The following is a 22,391-nucleotide window of genomic DNA, read 5'->3' on the forward strand; positions in this document are numbered from 1 at the left end:
CTTAATTCATCTTCAAATTCTAACTTTAGAAATCTAAGTTTGCGTATACTGCATTGTCTTCAATAAACTGACGTCTATTTTCAACGATGTCACCCATGAGCATTTCAAACGTTTGGTCCGCTTCAATCGCATCTTCAAGCTTAACTTGAAGCATTGAACGGTGTTCAGGATTCATAGTAGTTTCCCAGAGTTGATCAGCATCCATTTCACCAAGACCTTTATAACGTGCAATAGACCATTTAGGTGTCGGTTTTAATTCGGATTTAAGCTTATCGAGCTCACGATCATTAAACACGTAGTACTTTTGTTTACCTTGCGTTAATTTATATAACGGTGGCTGCGCGATATAAATATAACCCGCTTCAACAAGTGGACGCATAAAGCGATAGAAGAACGTAAGTAATAATGTTCTAATATGCGCTCCATCAACGTCGGCATCTGTCATAATAACGATCTTATGATATCTCGCTTTAGAAATATCGAAATCTTCTCCAATGCCTGTACCAAACGCTGTGATCATCATGCGAATTTCGTTGTTATTTAAGATTTTATCAAGACGTGACTTTTCAACGTTAAGTATCTTACCTCTAAGTGGTAGAATTGCTTGTGTTCTTGAGTCACGGCCTAGTTTCGTAGACCCCCCGGCAGAGTCACCCTCTACTAAGAAAATCTCACTCTCTGAAGGATCTTTACTAGAACAGTCCGCTAATTTACCTGGTAAGTTAGATACTTCTAAACCAGATTTACGTCGTGTCACTTCACGCGCCTTCTTAGCAGCGATACGTGCTCTAGAAGCCATGAGCCCTTTTTCAACGATAATTTTTCCAACTTGAGGGTTTTCCATTAGGAAACGTTCAAAGAGCTCTGAGAAGACTCTGTCAACGATTTGTCGTACTTCTGAATTACCGAGCTTCGTTTTCGTTTGTCCTTCGAATTGAGGATCACCATGTTTGATTGAAACAATTGCTGTTAAACCTTCACGTGTATCTTCACCAGTTAAACGCTCTTTATCCTCTTTGAGAAGGCGATTCTTTTGACCGTAACTATTTAACACTCGCGTTAACGCACGTTTAAAGCCATCCTCGTGTGTACCACCCTCATAAGTGTGAATATTATTCGCATACGTCAATAGGTTTGTAGCGTAGCCGCGGTTGTATTGAAGTGCAATTTCAACTTCAACATCCTCACGTTGTTCATGAACATAAATAGGTGATTCATGTAACGGGTCTTTATTCTCGTTTAAAAGGTCAACGTAAGACTTAATACCACCTTCATAGTAGTAATTATCTTCACGTTCTTCTTCCTCACGCTCATCTTTTAGCGTTATAGAAATCCCTTTATTTAAAAATGCTAGTTCACGAATACGGTTCTGTAACGTTTCGTATTGATACGTCGTAGTCTCTTGGAAGATCTCAGGGTCAGCTTTAAAACGGATTGTCGTTCCGTTTAAAGATGTATCGCCAATCTCTTTAAGATCAAATTGTGGAACACCTTTTTTATAAGCTTGATGATATACGGTTTCGTTACGGTATACATAAACTTCTAAGTCTTCTGATAACGCGTTAACTACAGATGAACCTACACCGTGTAGACCACCTGATACTTTATAGCTGTCGCCGCCGAACTTACCACCAGCGTGTAATACCGTTAAAATAACTTCTACAGCTGGACGGCCCATTTTCTCTTGGATGTCTACAGGAATACCACGACCGTTATCTGTAACTTTAATCCAGTTGTCTTTCTCAATTGTGACTGTAATTTCTGAAGCGTAACCTGCGAGTGCTTCGTCAATACTGTTATCAACAATTTCCCATACGAGGTGATGTAATCCTTTTTCTGAAGTCGAGCCAATGTACATACCTGGGCGTTTTCTAACCGCTTCAAGTCCTTCTAAGACTTGTATTTGTCCTGCACCATAACTTTCCGTGTTGTTATTGTCTTTCAATAGTTCCACCTTCACTTTCTCTACTTCATAATTTCACCTTGATTAATTCGATATAACTTCGCATGTTTCATAATTTCATGGTCTATGCCATCAACAGATGTCGTCGTCACAAACGTTTGAACTTTATGTTGAATTGTTGTTAGTAAATGCGTTTGTCTTGAATCATCGAGCTCACTTAATACATCATCTAGTAATAAAATTGGGTATTCGCCGACTTCTTGATTCATTAATTCAATCTCAGCAAGCTTTATTGATAATGCAGTTGTGCGTTGTTGGCCCTGTGAGCCATATGTTTTAGCGTCCATGCCATTTACGTTAAAGCTTAAATCATCACGGTGCGGACCAATAACAGATACACCACGTTCTTTTTCTTTAGTTATGTGATTATTAAGCGTTTCAAGCAACGCTTCATATTGTGTTGCTTCGTCATCCGCTTCGATCTTAACGCTTGGTTGATACTTCAAACTAAGTGTCTCTTGATTATTCGTAATGCCACTGTGAATCGGCTTCGCTAATTTTTGAAGCTCATCCACAAAACGTTGGCGTCGTCTCGTTACACTGAGGGCATACTCAGCAAACTGTTGGTTTAATATTTCTAGCATCGTTGTATCGTCTGTCTTACCTATTTGTAATTTCTTTAAGTAATGATTTTTTTGTTTAAGTATGCGCTGATACTGAGATAAATCATTTAAGTAAAGTGCAGAAATTTGACCAAGTTCCATATCAATAAAACGTCGTCTTATTTGAGGTGAACCTTTGACAATGTTTAAGTCTTCAGGCGCAAATAATACGACATTCAAGTGACCTATGTACTTTGTTAAACGACTTTGTTCTATGTGATTTACTTTAACTTTCTTACCTTTTTTTGTGATAAACATGGTTAAAGGCATCACCCCGTGGCGATAAGACAATTCCCCTTCTATTTTACCATACTCTTTATTAAAACGAATGAGTTCATTGTCATTCGTTGTACGATGGCTCTTTGCTAAAGCTAATGTGTAGATAGATTCTAAGAGATTTGTCTTACCTTGAGCGTTCTCACCGATTAAAATATTAACCTCGGGATGACAATCTAGCATGACATATTCGTAATTTCGATAATGCTCTAATTGGAGTGTGTTTAATTTCATCGTTCACCTTCATGAATGATTTTAAATGAATCGACTTCAGGGATTTCAATTAAATCATTATCATGAAGCTTTTTACCTCTTCTATTTTCGAGTTCGCCATTTAAGAAAACTTCGAATTCGTTTAAGAACCATTTAGCCTGACCACCTGATTCTATTATGCCTTCATTTTTTAGAAATTGACCTAAAGTTATGTCACCTTCTACAACAATTTCTGTAGCCAAATTTATCACTCCATTCTAATCGTACTCACTCCTATATTATACCTTTTTTTAGGCTAAATTTCATGTGTTAGCGTACGATTTAAGCGATGTTTTTAAAGTGAAAATTTTACCACAATTTCGTTATTCGTAAAAAACATCACTTTTGTTTAAGCTCCTTATTGATTTGAGCTTTAATCTGTTTATAATCCGTGCCATTTTCAACTTTGTGCCCGTTTACAAAGACACTTGGCACTTGCTTGACGTTCTGTTCATCAGCAAGAATTTTATCTTGATCAAGCTTAGCTTGTGCTTCACTTTTAGGGTTTTGATACGCATCTTGAATTTTTTGACGCTTTGATTCACTCACACCAATATACTTCAATACTTGTTGAATCGTCTTCTCATTCATCCAAGATTCAGGTGCTTCATCGGTTTGCTTATCAAACATAGCTTGATGAAATGCCCAATATTTGTCAGGCGCATTAATATGTACAGCATGCATCGCACGATTTCCTAGATCAGAAACCTCTCCATGCACCGAACGTGTTGCATATGTAAACGATACATCTTTCTTATCGAAATCCTTGTAAAGATGCTTTTTAATATCCGCGTTTAAAGCTTTACAGTAAGGACACGTATAATCACCGAACTCAACCACCTTAACTTTAGCATCTTTATGCCCCATGGTTGGATGATCTTTTACCTTATCGAAAAGCTCTTTCGCTGAGTGATTCTGAGTTTTATTTTGAAATAATAGAAACACTGTGATTAAAATCATCGCGATTACAAATAACGTTAGAATCATAAAAAATTTATTTGTTTTACCCTTCAACATTTTGACACCTCTTTTAAGTACTCTCTATATAATTATACGTTAAGAATATTATTTTTTCTTCTCATAAATAAAAAGAAGTGAGACCTCCTTTAGCCTCACCCCTTTTAAATATGCGGTGTATTAGTATGTTCTGATAGGTAAAATCAATTGTGTTACTGAGTCATCATCTTTTGGTTTAAGAATAAATGGTTTCATAGTACCGAAGAATTCCACTTCAACTTCGTCATTATCAATGGCTTTTAAAGCATCCATCATGTACTTAGAGTTAAACGATATCTTAAGATTACCACCTTCAACATCGCTTGCTGTAACTTCCTCTTTAACAGTACCAATTTCTGGAGAAGTTGAAGATAATTCAACTAATTCGTTACCAGTACTTAATTTAATAACATTATTACCGCCTTCACGAGCAAGTAATGATGCACGATCAATCGCATGATAGAAATCGCTGTTATTAATACCTAATTTAATTTCAAAGTTCTCAGGGAACAATCTAGACGTATCTGGATAATGACCTTCAAGTAAACGTGAAATAAAGTTTACATTACCGACTCTAAATAAAACTTGGTTTGATGCAAAGAAAATATCAATGTTGTCATCGCTGTCACTCATAATTTTATTTAATTCAGCTAAAGCTTTACCTGGAATGATGACATTCTTATCTTCGTTAGTTTCATCTTCAAGTTTAAGCTTTCTGACAGCTAAGCGGTGAGAATCGGTTGCAGTGCATATTAATTCATTATCTTGTATAAGCCAGTTAACACCTGTTAATACAGGGCGTGTTTCTGAGGTGGACACTGCAAAATTCGTTTGAGCAATAACATTCTTAAGTACTTTGATAGGTAGCTGAATCGCGTCATCACGGGAAACTTCAGGTAATAATGGATACTGATCAGGGTCTAAACCACTTAAGTTAAATTCTGAAAGACCAGAAGTAATTAATGTTTGGAATTGTTCGTTTGTTGATAATTTAACTTCTTTACCAGGTAATTTCTTAACAATATCTACGAAGAAACGTCCAGGTAATACAACTGAACCTGTTTCAGCGATGTCTACAATCGTTTCCCCATCTTGCTCTTTAGGAATAGCGATTTCAATTGAAATTTCAGAGTCTGAACCTGTAAGTATAACTTTGTCACTCGTCGCATCGATTTTAATACCAGTTAGAATTGGTAATGTCGTACGTGGTGAGATGGCTTTTAGTGTGTCATTTAATTGATTTAAGAAATAATCTCTTTGAATAGAAAATTCCATTAGTATTCTAAACTCCTTCCAGTCGTTTATATATATTATATAGGTTTTAAATTCGTAGTAATAGTCATAGGGGCTGTGGATTCGTGGATAACTTTAATAAGTCTTTAGCAATTCGGAATTTTAAAGTATGGATAACTTGTTGATGGTGTGTATGACTTATCAACACGATTCACATTTTAGTTACGAATATCCTTTTCTAACGTTTCTACTTCTTGTTTAAAAGTAGGATCATTTAAGATGTCATTTCGAATTTTTTCATGCGCATGAATGACTGTCGTATGATCTCGACCTCCAAATTCTTCACCGATTTTAGGCAATGAAAAATCTGTAAGTTCTCGTGCTAAATACATTGCAATTTGTCTAGGATATGCAATGGACTTCGTACGCTTTTTAGCTGCAAAGTCTTCTAAGCGAACACTGTAATACTGGCCTACAACTTTCTGTATATCTTGTATAGTGATTTTCTTTGATTTTGGTGACTGGATGATGTCTTTTAAAGCATCAGCTGTAAGTTCAGTCGTAATTGGTTTATTTTGCAACTTGGAGTACGCTAACACGCGTGTTAAAGCACCCTCGAGCTCACGTATATTGGATTGAATTTGGTTAGCGATATACGTAAGGGCCTCTAGCGGGATGTCTAAATTTTCTTCTTCTGTTTTCTTCTGTAGGATTGCCATTCGAGTCTCGTAATCTGGCGGTGTAATATCCACGATTAATCCCCATTCAAATCGTGATCTCAAGCGTTCTTCTAACGTTGAAATTTCCTTTGGCGGTCGGTCACTTGAGATTACAATTTGCTTATTGGCTTGATGTAAATCATTAAACGTATGGAAGAATTCTTCTTGCGTTTGTTCTTTCTTTTGAATGAATTGAATATCATCAATTAATAAGATATCAATATTACGGTACTTTTCACGGAAAGCCTCAGTTTGGTTGTTACGAATTGATTTAATAAATTCGTTTGTAAACTTCTCACTTGAAGTATAAAGTACTTTGGCATCCGGATTGTTCGCTAGGACGTAGTGACCAATGGCATGCATAAGATGCGTTTTACCGAGCCCAACGCCTCCATATATAAATAGAGGATTGTAAGCTTGCGCTGGTGCTTCTGCAACAGCGAGACTTGCGGCGTGTGGGAAGCGGTTGCCAGGTCCAATAACGAACGTTTCGAATGTGTTATTGATATTGAATTGCTCTTCACCTTGAGCACCGTTTCCTTCATTTAAAGCTTCTTTTGATTCTTCTTTCTGGTGGGCTTGCTGAACACTTTCAAGATCACTAATGTCATCGCGTGTGATGAATATTGGTTTTAATTCATGACCTGTCGATTTGTATAAACACTGTTCAATGATCTGAAGATAATGTTGCTTGAGCCAATTTGCAATAAAAGGACTTTCGGTTACGATAATGGCTTCATCATTACGTAATGTGTAAAGTTCTGTATCTTTCAGCCACGTTTGATAACTAACTTCGCTGATTTCTTCTTTAGCGTGAAGGAGAACTTTATCCCAAATTTCTTGTTCTGACATAATAAATTCCATCTTCCTTGTAAATTTAGTTATACACATAATTCTCATGCGTGGATAAAAAGAATCACAGCATGTTGATAATTATCCACAGGTTAGTCACATTCTGTGGGTAAGTATAACACAACTATGATTTATGCACAGTATTTTGTATATAATTGTAGTGATATAAACTCAGATATAACAAGTGTTAAACTACTTATCCACATCATTATACTTTTTCACAATGAGACATGTCAAATGGCTGTGAATATGTTCCTAAAATTATAATAAGCTTGTGAACAAAATTTTTTATCCACAAAATAATTAAGTTCTAATGTGAATAAGTGGATAACTTTATTATATATAGAAGAGAAATTTTATCTTGCTTTATAGACGGTAATTTGTTATATTTTAGTAGTTGCTTGAAATATGGCTATTTCATTGATATAAAATCAAGATCTTTCAGAAAATTAAATTGGTATATCAATCTTATCTATTAACTAACGTTAGATAACAACAAACTTTATGGAGGTGTATTTTAATGGTAAAACGTACGTATCAACCAAATAAACGTAAACACAGTAAAGTTCATGGTTTCAGAAAACGCATGAGCACTAAGAACGGCCGTAAAGTATTAGCGCGTCGTCGTCGTAAAGGCCGTAAAGTTCTTTCTGCATAAGACGAACTTATAAAGAGATACACTTATGTGTGCTCTCATTAGTATCAAGTCATTTCAGTAGTCGGCAAGCTGTTATGACGATTTGATTGAGCATCAACTGCAGATGATGCTCATTTGTTATTTAGTCTGAGATCACTGGCATATCAGTGGTCTTTTTTTTGATTTTATATTGGAATATAATGAGACTTGAAAGATGTAAGAGAAACGAGTGAATTAAGATGGAAAAAGCATATCGTATTAAAAAGAATCGCGATTTCCAACTCATTTATCGAAAGGGTAAATCAGTCGCAAATCGACAATTTGTTATTTATATGAGAGAAAACCCGGAATGTGATCATTTTCGATTAGGTATTAGCGTCTCCAAAAAGTTAGGTAATGCTGTTGTACGTAATCGAATTAAACGTTCGATAAGAGAATGTTTTAAAGTTCATAAACATAATCTTCATTCGAAAGACATCATCGTAATTGCTAGATTTCCAGCTAATAAAATGTCAGTTAATGAAATTCAAAAAAGCTTAGAACATGTTTTAAAAATTGCACGCTTATTTAATAAAAAGATATAAAAGGGTAGGGGATTTAGACGGAAGCCAGTCTTACTTAAGACAAACCGAAGTCTAACCTTAACCGACTTAATCATTGTTATCAAGCGCTTTTATAAAACGTTCGCTTTTAATTAGTTCATATAAGTTAAGGAGGCGAGAAAGTACTATGGATTTAGATACAATTACAAGTATATCGACCCCAATGGGGGAGGGTGCTATCGGCATCGTAAGAATGTCAGGTCAAGATGCAGTCGAAATTGCAGATAAATTATATAAAGGTAAGAAACAATTAAAAGATGTTCAAACACATACGATTAATTACGGACATATTATAGACCCAGAAACAGACGAAGTTGTTGAAGAGGTTATGGTATCTGTTCTGAGAGCGCCTAGGACTTTTACCAGAGAAGATATCGTAGAAATTAACTGTCACGGGGGCATCTTAACAATTAATCGCGTATTAGAATTAACAATGACGCACGGTGCCAGAATTGCGGAGCCTGGTGAATATACGAAACGTGCTTTCTTAAATGGTCGTATCGACTTGTCACAAGCTGAAGCAGTTATGGACTTTATTCGTTCTAAAACTGACCGTGCCTCTAAAGTCGCGATGAACCAAATCGAAGGTAGATTAAGCGAACTTATTAAAAAGGAACGTCAAACAATTCTAGAGATTCTCGCACAAATTGAAGTAAATATAGACTACCCTGAGTATGACGACGTAGAAGATGCAACGAGCGAATTCCTTGTGACGCAATCTAAAGCGATCAAGAAAGAAATCGATGCTTTATTAGAGACAGGGCAGCAAGGTAAAATCATGCGTGAAGGTTTATCTACTGTAATTGTTGGTAAACCAAACGTCGGGAAGTCTTCCATGCTTAACAACTTAATTCAAGATAATAAAGCTATCGTAACGGAGGTAGCAGGTACAACACGAGACGTCTTAGAAGAGTACGTGAATGTTAGAGGTGTACCATTGAGACTCGTTGATACAGCAGGCATTCGTGATACTGAAGATATTGTTGAGCGTATTGGTGTGGAACGCTCTCGAAAAGCCCTTAGTGAAGCTGACCTCATTTTATTTGTACTTAATTATAATGAGGCTTTAACTGAAGAAGATCGCAAATTGTATGAAGTCGTTAAAAACGAAGATGCTATCGTTATTATTAATAAGACTGACCTTGAGCAAAACCTTGATTTAGATGAGGTTAAGCGTATGATAGGCGATATGCCATTAATTGAAACATCCATGTTAGAACAACGTGGTATCGATGAATTAGAAATTCAGATTCGTGATTTATTCTTTGGTGGCGACGTACAAAGCCAAGATATGACATACGTTTCTAATTCAAGACACATTTCATTATTAAAACAAGCAAGAAATAGCATTCAAGATGCCATTGATGCTGCAGAAATGGGCGTACCAATGGACATGGTACAAATCGATTTAACAAGAACTTGGGAAATTCTAGGTGAAATCATAGGTGAATCAGCCAGTGAAGAACTAATCGATCAACTATTTAGTCAATTCTGTTTAGGAAAATAATATATAAAGGAGTGAAAACTGAGAATGACACAAAATTATGATGTAATCGTTGTTGGTGCCGGACACGCTGGTATTGAAGCAGGACTAGCTTCAGCGCGCAGAGGTGCTAAAACGTTAATGTTAACAATAAATTTAGATAATACAGCATTCATGCCATGTAACCCATCAGTAGGGGGACCAGCTAAAGGTATTGTGGTAAGAGAACTTGATGCTTTAGGTGGCCAAATGGCTAAGACGATTGATAAAACGCACATTCAAATGCGTATGCTTAATACAGGTAAAGGACCTGCAGTACGTGCGTTACGTGCTCAAGCAGATAAAGTTTTATACCAACAAGAAATGAAACGCGTGATTGAAGATGAAGATAACTTAGACCTTATGCAAGGTATGGTAGACGAACTGATTATCGAAGACGATGAAATTAAAGGTGTTAAAACTAATGTCGGAACAGAGTACCGTTCTAAGGCAGTTATTTTAACAACGGGTACGTTCTTACGTGGAGAAATTATTTTAGGTAACCTTAAATATTCAAGTGGGCCTAACCATCAGTTACCATCTATTACGTTAGCCGATCATTTACGTGAACTTGGTTTTGAAACAGTTCGATTTAAGACTGGTACACCACCACGTGTGAACTCTAAATCTATCGACTATAGTAAGACTGAAATTCAACCTGGTGATGATGTAGGACGTGCATTCAGTTACGAAACTACACAATATATCTTAGACCAGCTTCCATGTTGGTTAACTTACACAAATGATGATACGCACAAAGTAATTGATGATAACTTACACTTATCAGCGATGTATTCAGGTATGATTAAAGGTACTGGACCAAGATATTGTCCTTCTATTGAAGATAAATTCGTACGCTTTAATGACAAACCACGTCATCAACTATTCTTAGAGCCTGAAGGTCGCAATACGAACGAAGTATATGTTCAAGGTTTATCTACAAGTCTTCCAGAACATGTGCAACGTGAAATGCTTAAGACGATCCCAGGTCTTGAACGTGCAGATATGATGCGTGCTGGCTATGCGATTGAATATGATGCGATTGTACCAACTCAATTATGGCCAACGCTTGAAACGAAGAAAATTAAAAATTTATATACAGCAGGTCAAATCAATGGTACTTCTGGTTATGAAGAAGCGGCAGGCCAAGGTATCATGGCAGGTATTAACGCAGTGAGTCGTGTGTTAGGTAAAGAAGAAGTGATCTTAAGCCGTTCAGATGCTTACATCGGTGTGTTAATTGATGACCTTGTAACTAAAGGTACCAACGAGCCATATCGCTTACTAACTTCAAGAGCAGAATATCGTTTACTATTACGTCATGATAACGCTGATTTACGATTAACTGACTTAGGTTATGAGCTTGGTCTTATCTCTGAAAAGCGCTATGAGAACTTCAACGAAAAACGCCGTCAAATTGAGGACGAAATTAAACGTTTAACTGATATTCGTATTAAACCTAAAGAACGTGTACAAGAAATCATTGAATCTAAAGGTGGTTCACGCTTAAAAGACGGTATCTTAGCCATTGAATTATTAAGACGTCCTGAGATGAGCTACGCGACAATTTTAGATATTTTAGAAGAAACATCACATTTAAGTGATGATGTAGAAGAACAAGTTGAAATTCAAACGAAGTACGAAGGTTATATTAGCAAATCACTTCAACAAGTTGATAAAGTGAAACGTATGGAAAACAAGAAAATTCCAGAAGACATGGATTATAGCAAAGTCGACAGTCTTGCGTCAGAAGCGCGTGAAAAATTAGCTGAAGTTAAACCGCTAAATATTGCACAAGCTTCACGTATTTCAGGTGTTAATCCTGCAGATATTTCAATCTTACTTGTTTATTTAGAACAAGGTAAAATTCAAAGGGTGAATCAATAGATGAGTGTTAATTGGCTACAGGATCATTTATCTAAAGAAGGTATCGAATTAAATGAAACACAAAAATCACAGTTTGAAATGTATTTTAAAATGTTGGTTGAATGGAATGAAAAGGTAAATTTAACGAGCATTACTGAAGAGCACGATGTTTATTTAAAGCATTTCTATGATTCAATTACAGCAGGCTTCTATATGGATTTAAAGGAGCCCGTACATTTATGTGATGTTGGTGCTGGGGCAGGGTTCCCTAGCATCCCTTTGAAAATTGTGTTTCCTGAAATTCACGTTACGATCGTTGACTCTTTAAACAAGCGTATTCAGTTTTTAAATCAGTTAGCAAATGCGTTAGAATTAGAAGGTGTTAACTTTGTGCATGATCGTGCTGAAAGTTTTGGTAAGGGAGACTACCGTGAGTCTTTTGATATTGTTACAGCAAGGGCTGTTGCTAGATTATCTGTGCTCTCCGAATTATGCTTACCTCTAGTTAAAAAAGGCGGTCAGTTTGTGTCACTTAAATCTTCTAAAGGTTTAGAGGAACTTGAAGATGCACGATTTGCTATAGGTATATTAGGCGGGAAAGTTAATCAGATTCATCACTTTGAATTACCAGAAGATGCTGGCGAAAGACAAATGATTATGATTGATAAACGAAGTAAAACACCGAAGAAATATCCTAGAAAGCCTGGAACACCTAATAAATCACCTTTACTAGAAAAAGAATAAGGTTCAAAAGGCGTTAGAGGGAGCGAATGAAATATGAAAAAACCTTTTTCTAAATTATTTGGTTTAAAAAATAAAGAAATTAGCCCTGTATCTAAAGAAGAAGTATATAGTAATGTAGAATCGATAAGCATTGAACGCATCGTACCAAACCGCTATCAACCGAGACAGACGTTTGAGTCAGCTAAAATTAAAGAATTGGCTGATTCCATCAAGACCCATGGCTTATTACAACCCATTGTAGTGAGACCAATTGAAGAAGGTATGTTCGAAATCATCGCAGGTGAACGTCGTTTTCGTGCACTACAAATGAACCAAATGGCGTATGCAGATGTGATTATTAGACCACTTGATGACGAAGAAACAGCAGTTGTCGCGTTAATTGAGAATATTCAACGTGAGAACTTGTCTGTTGTTGAAGAAGCGGAAGCTTATAAGAAGTTATTAGAGTTTGGAAATGCGACACAAAGTGAACTTGCGAAAAGTCTTGGTAAAAGTCAAAGTTTTATCGCAAATAAACTGAGACTGCTTAAATTAAGCGAACAAGTTATCGAAGCATTACGAGAGGGCAAAATTACAGAACGCCATGCAAGAGCGCTCCTAAATTTATCCAAAGAAGAACAAGCAGAAATGGTAAAAATCATCATTTCGCAAAAGCTAAATGTTAAACAAACCGAAGACCGTGTGAAACAAAAAACTGGTCCTGAAAAAGTCAAAGCACAATCTTTTCAGTTCACGAAAGACTTAAATGAAGCTCGTGATGAAATTACGAAAAGTATTGATCAAATCAAGGCTTCAGGCTTGAAGCTTGAACAACGAGAGAAAGAACATCAGGACTACTATGAAATTAAAATTCGCGTTTATAAAAAATAAACTTTAAGTGAGCTACTTTCAACATTCTGAAAGTAGCTTTTTTATTGTAGCAATTGATTAATAATGCTATTATCGAATTGCGATATCGGTTTTCGATATTAGAAAGGTTTGATTTTATGCGTTCGAAATTACATCGCAAGCTTTTCCTAGGATTTATTTATATTCATATCTTGCATCATGCGAAGGAAGGAGCAATCTATGGTAGTTGGATGAAGGCGGAACTCGAAGAACATGGTTATCAAATGAGTTCAGGTACGCTTTATCCAATACTTCACACAATGGAAAAAGAAGGCTTACTTAAATCAGAAACACGTACAGTGAATGGTCATAATCGCAAGTATTACGAGATTACCAATGATGGCATTTTGTTTCTCGAGGAAAGTAAGGCTAAATTGAAAGAACTCATTCAAGAAGTTTAATTAAACGAGGGGGATACAAAATTGAAGCGGCTTATTGAGATATTCGTAATATCTTTTAAGTTAGGACTAATGTCGTTTGGGGGACCGACAGCGCACTTAGGTTATTTCTATGACGAGTATGTAAAAAGACGAAAGTGGCTTGATGAAAAGTCCTACACAGATTTAGTAGCTTTATGTCAGTTCTTGCCAGGACCAGCAAGCAGTCAAGTTGGTATCGGTATCGGGACGGCTAGGGGAGGTCTAATGGGTGGTATTGTATCATTCATTGGATTTACTTTACCTTCAGTCATCGTTCTCATGTTATTTGCATTAATCTTTTCAAGTTCAAATCAAGAATTTACATGGATTCAAGGTTTGAAATTAGTTGCGGTCGCTATCGTAGCACAAGCGATCATAGGTATGGGTAAGAAGCTTAATAAAACTAAGAAAACAAAGCTCATTGCTTTATTTGTTCTTTTAATGACGTTACTTATCAATCACGTTATGATTCAAATCATAGCGCTTGCTATAGCAGGTATTATCGGATTTTTCTTTTTAAGAGATGAAATTGACACTTCTGAAAAGGGCGATTCTAAGTTATTTCACTTACCTAAATCTTTAGGAATAGTGTCATTATCACTCTTCTTTATATTATTGTTCATACTTCCTATTATGAGTTCAATGACAAACTCACATTGGGTTAAAATGTTTGATAGTTTCTATCGTTCAGGTGCATTGGTATTTGGTGGTGGACATGTTGTTTTACCACTACTTCAACAAGAACTCGTACCGAGCGGCATGATGAACGCAGATACGTTTATTACAGGTTATGGTGCAGCACAAGCCGTACCAGGCCCCTTATTTACGTTCGCTTCATACCTTGGTACAGCTATATCAGGTATTCCAGGTGGTTTACTCGCAACCATCGCGATATTCTTGCCAGCGTTCTTACTATTATTCGGCATTTTACCGTTTTGGGATGCTGTGAAAAACAATCATCACGTTAAAGCCGTCTTAAAAGGCGTAAGCGCAGGGGTTATTGGTATTTTAATCACAGCTTTCTTCACACCTATATGGACGTCTACAATCAAGACGAATATGGACTTTGGCTTTGCAGCACTACTATTCGCATTATTGATGTATTTTAAGTTCCCATCATGGGCCATCGTACTTATCGGTTTAGTCATCGGAATCGCCTTTTATTAACATCAAGTAACCTTCCACTACTAAGTGGAGGGTTTTTCTAATTCTCCAACAATTTTCATTTTCATAAATTTAATGTGGCAATTTTGTGAAAATAGATTTATGATAGAGTTTGAGAAAGCGTTTACACGATTTTAGGGGAGGGGTTTATGTGATAACGTTTATTGTCTCTATCGTACTACTTATTTTGGGTTATTTTACTTACGGGAAATACATTGATAAGATGTTTGGTCCTAAAAATCAACGACCAACCCCAGCACATGATCAACGAGACAATGTCGATTTCGTACCAATGAAAACGACGAAAAATTCACTCATCCAACTACTCAACATTGCAGGTGTAGGACCTATTTTTGGACCTATTATGGGTGCTCTATATGGACCTGTCGCTTTTATCTGGATTGTAGTGGGTTGTATCTTCGCAGGTGCCGTTCATGATTACTTAACAGGTATGATTTCCATCCGTAACCGAGGCGCGCATCTACCTGAATTAGCGGGTAAGTTTCTAGGCAAACTCATGAAGCACTTTGTAAACATATTTACATTATTGCTTTTACTTTTAACAGGAACAGTATTTGTCACAAGTCCAGCGTTATTGTTACATAACTTAGTAGATGGCAAAATCGCTTTAGGCGTTATAATTTTCCTAATCTTTGTTTACTACATTCTTTCTACAGTGTTACCAATCGATAAGATTATCGGTAAAGTGTATCCGATCTTCGGCGCATTACTTGTTATAAGTGCTTTAGGTGTCGGTTTTAGACTGATTCAAACAGGTGCGCCGATTCCAGAAATCACACTCGAGAACATGCACCCTAAAAACGCACCCGTAATTCCGTTACTATTCTTTACGATTACGTGTGGTGCATTATCAGGCTTCCATGCGACGCAGTCACCGATTATTTCAAGAACGACAAATAATGAGAAGAATGCACGTCCTATCTTCTACGGTATGATGATCGCTGAAGGTATCATCGCAATGATTTGGGCTGCAGCAGCGATGAGTTTATTCGGTAGCTATGGTGGCCTTCAAGAAGTGCTCGCTAAAGGTGAAGCGGCGCTAGTTGTAAGTAAAGTTTCAACACTTCTATTAGGTTCCGTATTCGGTACTTTCGCGGTGTTGGGTGTTATTATCCTACCTATCACGAGTGGTGACACGTCATTTAGAAGTGCGCGTATGATAATTGCAGATTACATTAACCTTGGCCAACGTAAGATTTGGAAACGATTCATCGTTGCAGGTCCATTATTCATCATGAGTTTCATCTTAACACAAGTTGATTTTATGTTACTTTGGCGTTACTTCTCATGGGCGAATCAAACGACAGCAACCGTTGCACTTTGGGTCGGCACGATGTACCTCATGTTAGCTAAGAAGAATTTCATCGTTTCAATGATTCCAGCGACATTCATGACTTGGAACATCTTCACGTATATTCTCAGTCAACCTATAGGCTTCGGTCTCGATTTAACGATGAGTTATTATCTAGCCGTCGTGCTCACGTTATTATGGATTGCCTTCTTCATGTACCAATATAAGAAGAACACGTCAGGTAAAGCATTTGAACTTGATTATCAAATTCCACATCAATCATTAGCTTAATTTTAAGTCTGGACTTAAGTCCAGGCTTTTTCTTTATGAAAATGGGGGCAAGTACCTGTACGCTTTTCAAAGTAACCAAACAAACCAAACACAAAAAAGCTACATGACAGGTTAACCTATCATGTAGCGTAATTTTTATCTAAGGCACAATCGCAAACGCACGAACCGGGAAGCCAGGCGCTTTATCTGGCTTTGGACTAATCGTTCCAATAATTGCACCGCGTGTCGGGCATTGATCGAGATTCGTAAGTAATTCAACTTGGAATGTATCAAGACCAAGCACATAACGTTCACCAACAATATCGCCATTCTTCGCTATGTCGACCGATGCATCCGTATCAAATGTTTCATGGCCAATTGCTTTAACGCCACGTGTTTCAAATAGATACTTCAAAGCATCAAGTCCCCAACCAGGTAAATGTTGGTTTCCTTCAGCGTCCTTATTTTCAAAGCGGTCAGCGTCACCAAAGCGCTTCGACCAGTCGCTTCTAAATGCGACGAACGTTCCCGCTTCAATCTCACCATGTTCCGCTTCCCACGCAACTATGTGATCTTTCGTTAATATGAAGTCCGCATTTACAGCAACCTCTTTTGAGAAGTCAAGTACGATTAAAGGTAGCACAAGCTCTTGTAACTCGAGTTCATGCAGATAACGTCTTTGATTTACGAAATGAATGGGTGCGTCAATGTGCGTGCCATATTGTGTCACAAGCGACCATTCTTGTACAAAGAAGCCATCTTTATCTACCGTAAAGGGTACGTCGACTTTTGCACCGTCAAACGCGTGGAAGTGAGGAATATCGCTGTGAAAAGTGTGGGTAAGGTCGACCCACTTATGTGATTTTAACGTTTCGAGTTGCGCCCACAAAGGATATGTCATGGGCAACCCTCCTTTCTCTCCTTAAATTACGCCCCGCCTTATCCCTGGCGAAGTTTTTTAACAGAGCTAACGAGCACGTTTAATGCATCAATAACTTCTTCTTCTTTGCGTGTTTTAAGTCCGCAGTCCGGATTTACCCAGAACAATGAGCGGTCGATTTGTTGAAGACCACGGTTAATGGCAGTCGTAATTTCAGCTTCTGTAGGAATACGTGGGCTGTGAATATCATATACACCAAGTCCGATACCTAAGTCATAAGTGATATCTTCAAAGTCTTTAATTAAATCACCATGACTTCTTGATGTTTCAATTGAGATTACATCCGCATCAAGATCGTGAATCGCATGGATAATTTGACCGAATTGCGAATAACACATATGCGTATGAATTTGCGTTTCATCTTTCACAGAAGATGTCGCAAGTTTAAAGGATTTAACCGCATTTTCAAGGTATGTTTCATGGAATTCAGAATGAAGCGGTAAGCCTTCCCTTAAAGCAGGTTCGTCTACTTGAATCACTTTAATGTCGTTCGCTTCAAGCGCTAATACTTCTTCATTAATCGCAAGCGCAATTTGGTTTTGAACCGTTTCACGTGGAACGTCCACACGCTCAAACGACCAGTTTAAAATCGTCACAGGTCCTGTAAGCATACCTTTAACTGGTTTGTCCGTAAGACTTTGCGTATATACGGTTTCTTTCACAGTAAGCGGTTCCGTCCACTTAACATCACCGTAAATAATAGGTGGTTTTACAGCTCTTGATCCATAAGATTGAACCCAGCCATATTTCGTTACTAAGAAACCTTGTAGCTTTTCACCAAAGAATTCAACCATGTCATTACGCTCGAATTCACCATGAACGAATACGTCTAAACCAATTTCCTCTTGAATATCGATCCAGCGACTAATTTCATTCTTAAGGAATGTTTCATAGGCCTCATCCGTGATACGCTTATTCTTCCAATCCGCACGCTGTTTACGTACTTCTTTTGATTGAGGGAAAGAACCAATCGTTGTAGTCGGAAGTTCCGGTAATTGTAACTTCGCATCTTGTTTCTCACGACGCACACTAAATGCTGAGGCACGTGCAGTACGAACGCTATCGAAATCATACTCTAAGTTCTTAAAGCTTTGATTTTGGAAGCGGTCATAACTTGTTTTAAACGCTTCAAATTTTGTATCATCGTCTTCATTAAACAAGCGTTTCAACGCATCAAGTTCATCTAATTTCTCAGTCGCAAAGCTTAAACCGTCACGGACAGCATCGTCTAACGTTTCGTCATCTAATGACACCGGCACATGAAGTAGAGATGACGACGGCTGAATATACAGTTCCTCTGTATATTGTGATAACGTTTCAATTAACGCTTTCTTCGCCTCAATATCACTCGCCCAAACGTTACGTCCATCAATAATGCCTGCATGCAACGTTTTTTCCTTATTTAAAAGCCCTTTTTCAATTTGAGCTAAGTTATGCCCATGATCATGAACGAAGTCCAAGCCATAGCCTTTTACAGGAAGGGTATTTAAGAAAGCTAAATCTACGCGTTCAAAGTACGTTTGAATGATAAGCGATTTCGCAACGCCTTCAGATTCAAAATAGTCATACGCTTCTTTCGTGATAGCTTCTAAAGATTGACTTTCATCTGTCACAAGTACGGGTTCATCTACTTGAATGTAAGAAGCACCGCTGTCGATTAAAGCATTGAATACCTCTTTATAAAGCGGTAGTAACGTACGTACCTTTTCATCAAATGATTGATCGCCACCTTTAGAAAGCTTCACAAACGTAATAGGCCCAACAATCACTGGATGCGCGTTCACATTTAATGACTTCGCAAAGTTATAACGTTCTAGTAAAACGTTATGATTCAGCTGCGGTGTTACATCGTCCCATTCAGGCACAATATAATGATAGTTCGTGTTAAACCACTTAATTAACGCACTCGCGACATGTTCTTTGTTGCCGCGTGCAATATCGAATAATAAATCATCGTTAACGTCACGACCTTGGAAACGTTTAGGGATGATGTTGAATAATAATGACGTATCTAAAATGTGGTCGTATAGTGAAAAGTCACCAACAGGGACACTGTCTAAATGATAATTTTTCTGAAGTAATAAATTTTCTTTATGCAAATTCGCTAATTCTGTATGAAGTGTATCTAAATCGATCTTTTGAGACCAATAACTTTCGATAAGTTTCTTCCATTCTCTTTTACGTCCTAATCTTGGGAATCCTAAATTTGATGTTTTAATTGTCATAAAATGACCTCCTCTTTTGATGATAAAGATTTAAAGTATTGCGCGAGTTCGATTGAATAATCGACGCGCTCAAATGGTGTTATTAAATACAAACCATTAAAGTATTGATGTACGGTGTGAATGAGTGACTTACAAAGTTTAATGCTGAGTGCGCGGGTTTGTTCAGGATCGTCTTTGATGGCTTCAAATGATTGTAAGACATCCGCTTCAAGCTTAATGCCCGGCACCTCATTGTGTAGAAAGACAGCGTTCTTATAACTTGTGATTGGCATGATGCCGATAAAGAATGGTGTCTCAAGATGTTTCGTTGCTTCATAGATTTCAATGATTTTCTCACTTGAAAAGACAGGCTGCGTAATAAAGTAATTCATGCCACTTTCAATTTTTTTCTCGAGTCGTTTCACAGAACCTTGAATATTCCGAACGTTCGGGTCAAAGGCGCCAGCGATATTAAAATGGGTGGCACCCTTAAGGTCAGCGCCGTCTGTGTTAATACCTTGGTTAAAGCGAATGGCAAGTTCAGCGAGCCCTTTAGAATTCACGTCATAGACATTGGTTGCACCAGGCAAATGGCCGATTTTAGAAGGGTCGCCAGTGATGGTCAGAATTTCATTAACGCCTATCATCGATAAACCTAGTAAATGAGACTGTAATCCTATTAAATTACGGTCGCGACATGTGATATGTACTAAAGGTTCTAAATTGTAACGTTGTTTAATCAAGCTCGCAGCCGCAAAGTTCGAAATACGCACATTAGCGAGTGAATTATCCGCTAGCGTAATGGCATCTATCCGCTCATTATCAAGCTTTTCTACGTTTTCAAAGAACTTTGTCGTATCTAAATGTCTCGGTGTATCAAGTTCAACGATAATAGACTTACGCTTTTTAACTGCCGTTGTTAAGTTCTCTTTTGCCTCAGTTTGACGCGTTTGACGTGAAGGCTGCTTTAAAGGTACAACGCGTTTATCTGTAATTGGCTTCATATCCTTAACAGATTGTTTAATCTTTTGAATATGCTCTGGCGTCGTACCACAACAACCTCCGATAATACGTACGCCTTCTTCAATAAGCGAACGTGCAACGTCGCCAAAGTAAGTCGCGTTGTCGCTATACGTTAATGCTTGATCTTGTAAGTCAAGTAGGCTCGCATTTGGATAACACGATAAGTAAGCTTGCTTCGGTAATTTCAAATGCGCATAAGCCTTTAACATGTGATGCGGACCATGATGGCAATTGAGGCCAACCACATCGGCCCCGCCTTCAATTAATTGTTCAAACGCTTCATTTAGCTCTGTACCGTCCTTTAAATAATGGATATTAGAAGCGGTTAGCTGCGCAATAATTGGTATTTCATATTTCTTCCGCGTATCTTGAATCACTTGCAACAGTTCTTCCAAATCATAATACGTTTCGAAGAGTAACCCATCTACGCCAGCGTTAACGAGCGTGTCGATTTGAATTTCTGCGTGGTAACGTATTGCTTCCAGACTCAGTTCAGTTTGTCGTACGCTCCGAAAGCCACCGACCGTTCCTAGAATATACGTATCATCTCGAGCTGCGCGTTTCGCGATCTCGACTGCTTTCACATGTATGTCCTTAACTTTATGCTCAAGGCCAAATGCTTTGAGCTTTTCAAAGTTGGCACCATACGTATTCGTTTGTATAATATCGGCCCCGCTTTCAATATAGGACCGATGAATCTTCTCAATTTTATCTGGATGCGATAAATTATAAGCCTCCGGACACGTATCTAAACCCTCCGAGTAAAGAATCGTTCCCATCGCACCGTCAGCAACAAGAATATTTGATTCAAGTTTCTTAAGTAACGTCATCATCAGTCACCTCATTTAACGCTTGATTTAAATCTTCTATTAAGATGTCTGGATCCTCAAGTCCCACACTCAATCTGAAAAGCCCTTTCGTAATACCGCGTGCAATTCGAACCGGTTCAGGAATAGAGGCATGAGACATCGTGAAAGGATGCGATAAAATCGTTTCAACGCCGCCTAAACTTACAGCAACAATTGGAATCGATAAATGATCGACAAATGTTTGATAAGCATCTTCATGTTTCAACCTAAAACCAAATACAGCACCGTTAGTAGATGCTTGTTGTTGGTGAACGCTATCATTTCCCGGGTAATAGACGTGTGCAACACTTGGGTGCGATTTTAGAAACGCGATAACTTTTTCAGCGTGTTGCACCGATTGTTGAAATCTAAGCGGAAATGTCTTCAAATGTTGGCTTAAAACCCAGCAATCATAGACACTAAGCGCTGAGCCAGTTCCGTTTTGTACATTGTATAGATCTTGATGCAAAGCCTTATCATTGGTCATTAATGCACCCGCGATCATATCACTATGACCACCTAAGAACTTAGTCGCCGAGTGAATGACGACATCAGCTCCTAGTGCTAAAGGTGATTGTCCGAGTGGCGTCATAAAGGTGTTATCTACAGCTGTTAGGATGTCATGTGACTGCGCTAAAGATGTAATGGCTTTAATATCGGTAACTTTAAATAACGGATTAGACGGTGTTTCAATGTAGATTAATTTCGTATTAGGTTGAATGGCCCTTTCAATGGCGGATAAATCAATTTGATCAACGGTCGTAAATGATAAATTAAATCGTGTTAGAATGTCCTGAGTGAGTCGGTAAGTGCCGCCGTATACATCATCAGGAAGGATAAAGTGATCGCCTGCTTTAAAGGATAGAAATAAAGCATTGATGGCACTAATCCCTGCATTAAAAGCGAGTGCATAAGTTGCATTTTCAAGCTTCGCAAGTTTCGACTCTAGATGCTTTCGATTCGGATTACCGCTTCTCGCATAATCGTAATCACTTTGACCGTTAAGCGTATCTTGGTGATAAGTAGACGAGTAATATAGCGGTTGATTCGCTGAGTCAT

General features: G+C 37.8%; 19 protein-coding genes. 9 read left to right on the forward strand and 10 right to left on the reverse strand.

Annotated features, from left to right (window positions below; translation table 11 throughout):
- Positions 1–25: 25 nt before the first annotated feature.
- The 6 genes from gyrB to dnaA all read right to left on the reverse strand — a co-directional run bounded on the left by gyrB (position 26) and on the right by dnaA (position 6,893).
- A complete protein-coding gene (gene gyrB / locus A33S_RS0108195; RefSeq protein ID WP_193765447.1) occupies positions 26–1,954 on the reverse strand; it encodes a DNA topoisomerase (ATP-hydrolyzing) subunit B in 1,929 nt (642 codons plus the stop codon).
- An 11-nt stretch (positions 1,955–1,965) separates the two neighbouring features.
- Positions 1,966–3,075 carry a DNA replication/repair protein RecF gene (gene recF, locus A33S_RS0108200; protein ID WP_009383263.1) on the reverse strand — a complete coding sequence of 370 codons (1,110 nt, stop codon included), beginning with the start codon at positions 3,073–3,075 and terminating at the stop codon, positions 1,966–1,968.
- Positions 3,072–3,305, reverse strand: a complete 234-nt coding sequence (gene yaaA, locus A33S_RS0108205; RefSeq protein WP_193765448.1) for a S4 domain-containing protein YaaA — start codon at positions 3,303–3,305, stop codon at positions 3,072–3,074. The genes recF and yaaA overlap by 4 nt, the downstream gene beginning before the upstream one ends.
- 127 nt (positions 3,306–3,432) lie before the next feature.
- Positions 3,433–4,110 (reverse strand): DsbA family protein, encoded by a 678-nt coding sequence (locus A33S_RS0108210; RefSeq protein WP_009383265.1) that lies wholly within the window; start codon positions 4,108–4,110, stop codon positions 3,433–3,435.
- A 120-nt stretch (positions 4,111–4,230) separates the two neighbouring features.
- Positions 4,231–5,364, reverse strand: coding sequence for a DNA polymerase III subunit beta (dnaN, locus tag A33S_RS0108215; RefSeq protein ID WP_009383266.1), 1,134 nt, complete (start codon positions 5,362–5,364; stop codon positions 4,231–4,233).
- A 176-nt stretch (positions 5,365–5,540) separates the two neighbouring features.
- Positions 5,541–6,893, reverse strand: a complete 1,353-nt coding sequence (dnaA, locus tag A33S_RS0108220) for a chromosomal replication initiator protein DnaA (protein WP_009383267.1) — start codon at positions 6,891–6,893, stop codon at positions 5,541–5,543.
- Positions 6,894–7,413: 520 nt separating this feature from the next.
- Between dnaA and rpmH the strand changes: the two genes are divergently transcribed.
- The 9 genes from rpmH to A33S_RS0108265 all read left to right on the forward strand — a co-directional run bounded on the left by rpmH (position 7,414) and on the right by A33S_RS0108265 (position 16,338).
- Entirely contained in the window at positions 7,414–7,551 is a 138-nt protein-coding gene (gene rpmH / locus A33S_RS0108225; RefSeq protein ID WP_000240855.1) for a 50S ribosomal protein L34, read from the forward strand.
- Positions 7,552–7,769: 218 nt separating this feature from the next.
- On the forward strand, positions 7,770–8,114 hold the full coding sequence (gene rnpA, locus A33S_RS0108230) for a ribonuclease P protein component (protein WP_009383270.1): 345 nt from the start codon (positions 7,770–7,772) through the stop codon (positions 8,112–8,114).
- A 145-nt stretch (positions 8,115–8,259) separates the two neighbouring features.
- Positions 8,260–9,639: a tRNA uridine-5-carboxymethylaminomethyl(34) synthesis GTPase MnmE gene (gene mnmE / locus A33S_RS0108235; RefSeq protein WP_009383272.1), complete on the forward strand. Its 1,380-nt coding sequence runs from the start codon at positions 8,260–8,262 to the stop codon at positions 9,637–9,639.
- Between the two features lie 24 nt (positions 9,640–9,663).
- Positions 9,664–11,541 (forward strand): tRNA uridine-5-carboxymethylaminomethyl(34) synthesis enzyme MnmG, encoded by a 1,878-nt coding sequence (gene mnmG, locus A33S_RS0108240; RefSeq protein WP_009383274.1) that lies wholly within the window; start codon positions 9,664–9,666, stop codon positions 11,539–11,541.
- On the forward strand, positions 11,542–12,264 hold the full coding sequence (rsmG, locus tag A33S_RS0108245; RefSeq protein WP_009383276.1) for a 16S rRNA (guanine(527)-N(7))-methyltransferase RsmG: 723 nt from the start codon (positions 11,542–11,544) through the stop codon (positions 12,262–12,264).
- Between the two features lie 33 nt (positions 12,265–12,297).
- Complete coding sequence (noc, locus tag A33S_RS0108250; RefSeq protein ID WP_009383278.1) at positions 12,298–13,134, forward strand: nucleoid occlusion protein; 837 nt, start codon at positions 12,298–12,300, stop codon at positions 13,132–13,134.
- 116 nt (positions 13,135–13,250) lie between these two features.
- On the forward strand, positions 13,251–13,553 hold the full coding sequence (locus A33S_RS0108255) for a PadR family transcriptional regulator (protein WP_009383280.1): 303 nt from the start codon (positions 13,251–13,253) through the stop codon (positions 13,551–13,553).
- A gap of 21 nt (positions 13,554–13,574) precedes the next feature.
- Entirely contained in the window at positions 13,575–14,738 is a 1,164-nt protein-coding gene (gene chrA, locus A33S_RS0108260) for a chromate efflux transporter (protein WP_009383282.1), read from the forward strand.
- A gap of 148 nt (positions 14,739–14,886) precedes the next feature.
- A complete protein-coding gene (locus A33S_RS0108265) occupies positions 14,887–16,338 on the forward strand; it encodes a carbon starvation CstA family protein (protein WP_009383284.1) in 1,452 nt (483 codons plus the stop codon).
- Between the two features lie 139 nt (positions 16,339–16,477).
- Here the strand turns inward: A33S_RS0108265 and A33S_RS0108270 are convergent, their stop codons facing one another.
- The 4 genes from A33S_RS0108270 to A33S_RS11810 all read right to left on the reverse strand — a co-directional run.
- Positions 16,478–17,218 carry a cyclase family protein gene (locus A33S_RS0108270; protein ID WP_009383286.1) on the reverse strand — a complete coding sequence of 247 codons (741 nt, stop codon included), beginning with the start codon at positions 17,216–17,218 and terminating at the stop codon, positions 16,478–16,480.
- A 38-nt stretch (positions 17,219–17,256) separates the two neighbouring features.
- The gene (metE, locus tag A33S_RS0108275) at positions 17,257–19,482 is read right to left on the reverse strand and encodes a 5-methyltetrahydropteroyltriglutamate--homocysteine S-methyltransferase (RefSeq protein WP_009383288.1); all 2,226 of its coding nucleotides are present in this window, start codon (positions 19,480–19,482) and stop codon (positions 17,257–17,259) included.
- Positions 19,479–21,317 carry a bifunctional homocysteine S-methyltransferase/methylenetetrahydrofolate reductase gene (locus A33S_RS0108280; protein ID WP_026048985.1) on the reverse strand — a complete coding sequence of 613 codons (1,839 nt, stop codon included), beginning with the start codon at positions 21,315–21,317 and terminating at the stop codon, positions 19,479–19,481. The genes metE and A33S_RS0108280 overlap by 4 nt, the downstream gene beginning before the upstream one ends.
- Positions 21,301–22,391 (reverse strand): trans-sulfuration enzyme family protein (locus A33S_RS11810; protein ID WP_017176737.1); only part of this gene is annotated, 1,091 nt, incomplete at its 5' end. The genes A33S_RS11810 and A33S_RS0108280, both read right to left, overlap by 17 nt.

Source organism: Staphylococcus massiliensis CCUG 55927 (genome assembly GCF_000298075.1).
In the GTDB taxonomy this organism is placed as follows: Bacteria; Bacillota; Bacilli; order Staphylococcales; family Staphylococcaceae; genus Staphylococcus; species Staphylococcus massiliensis.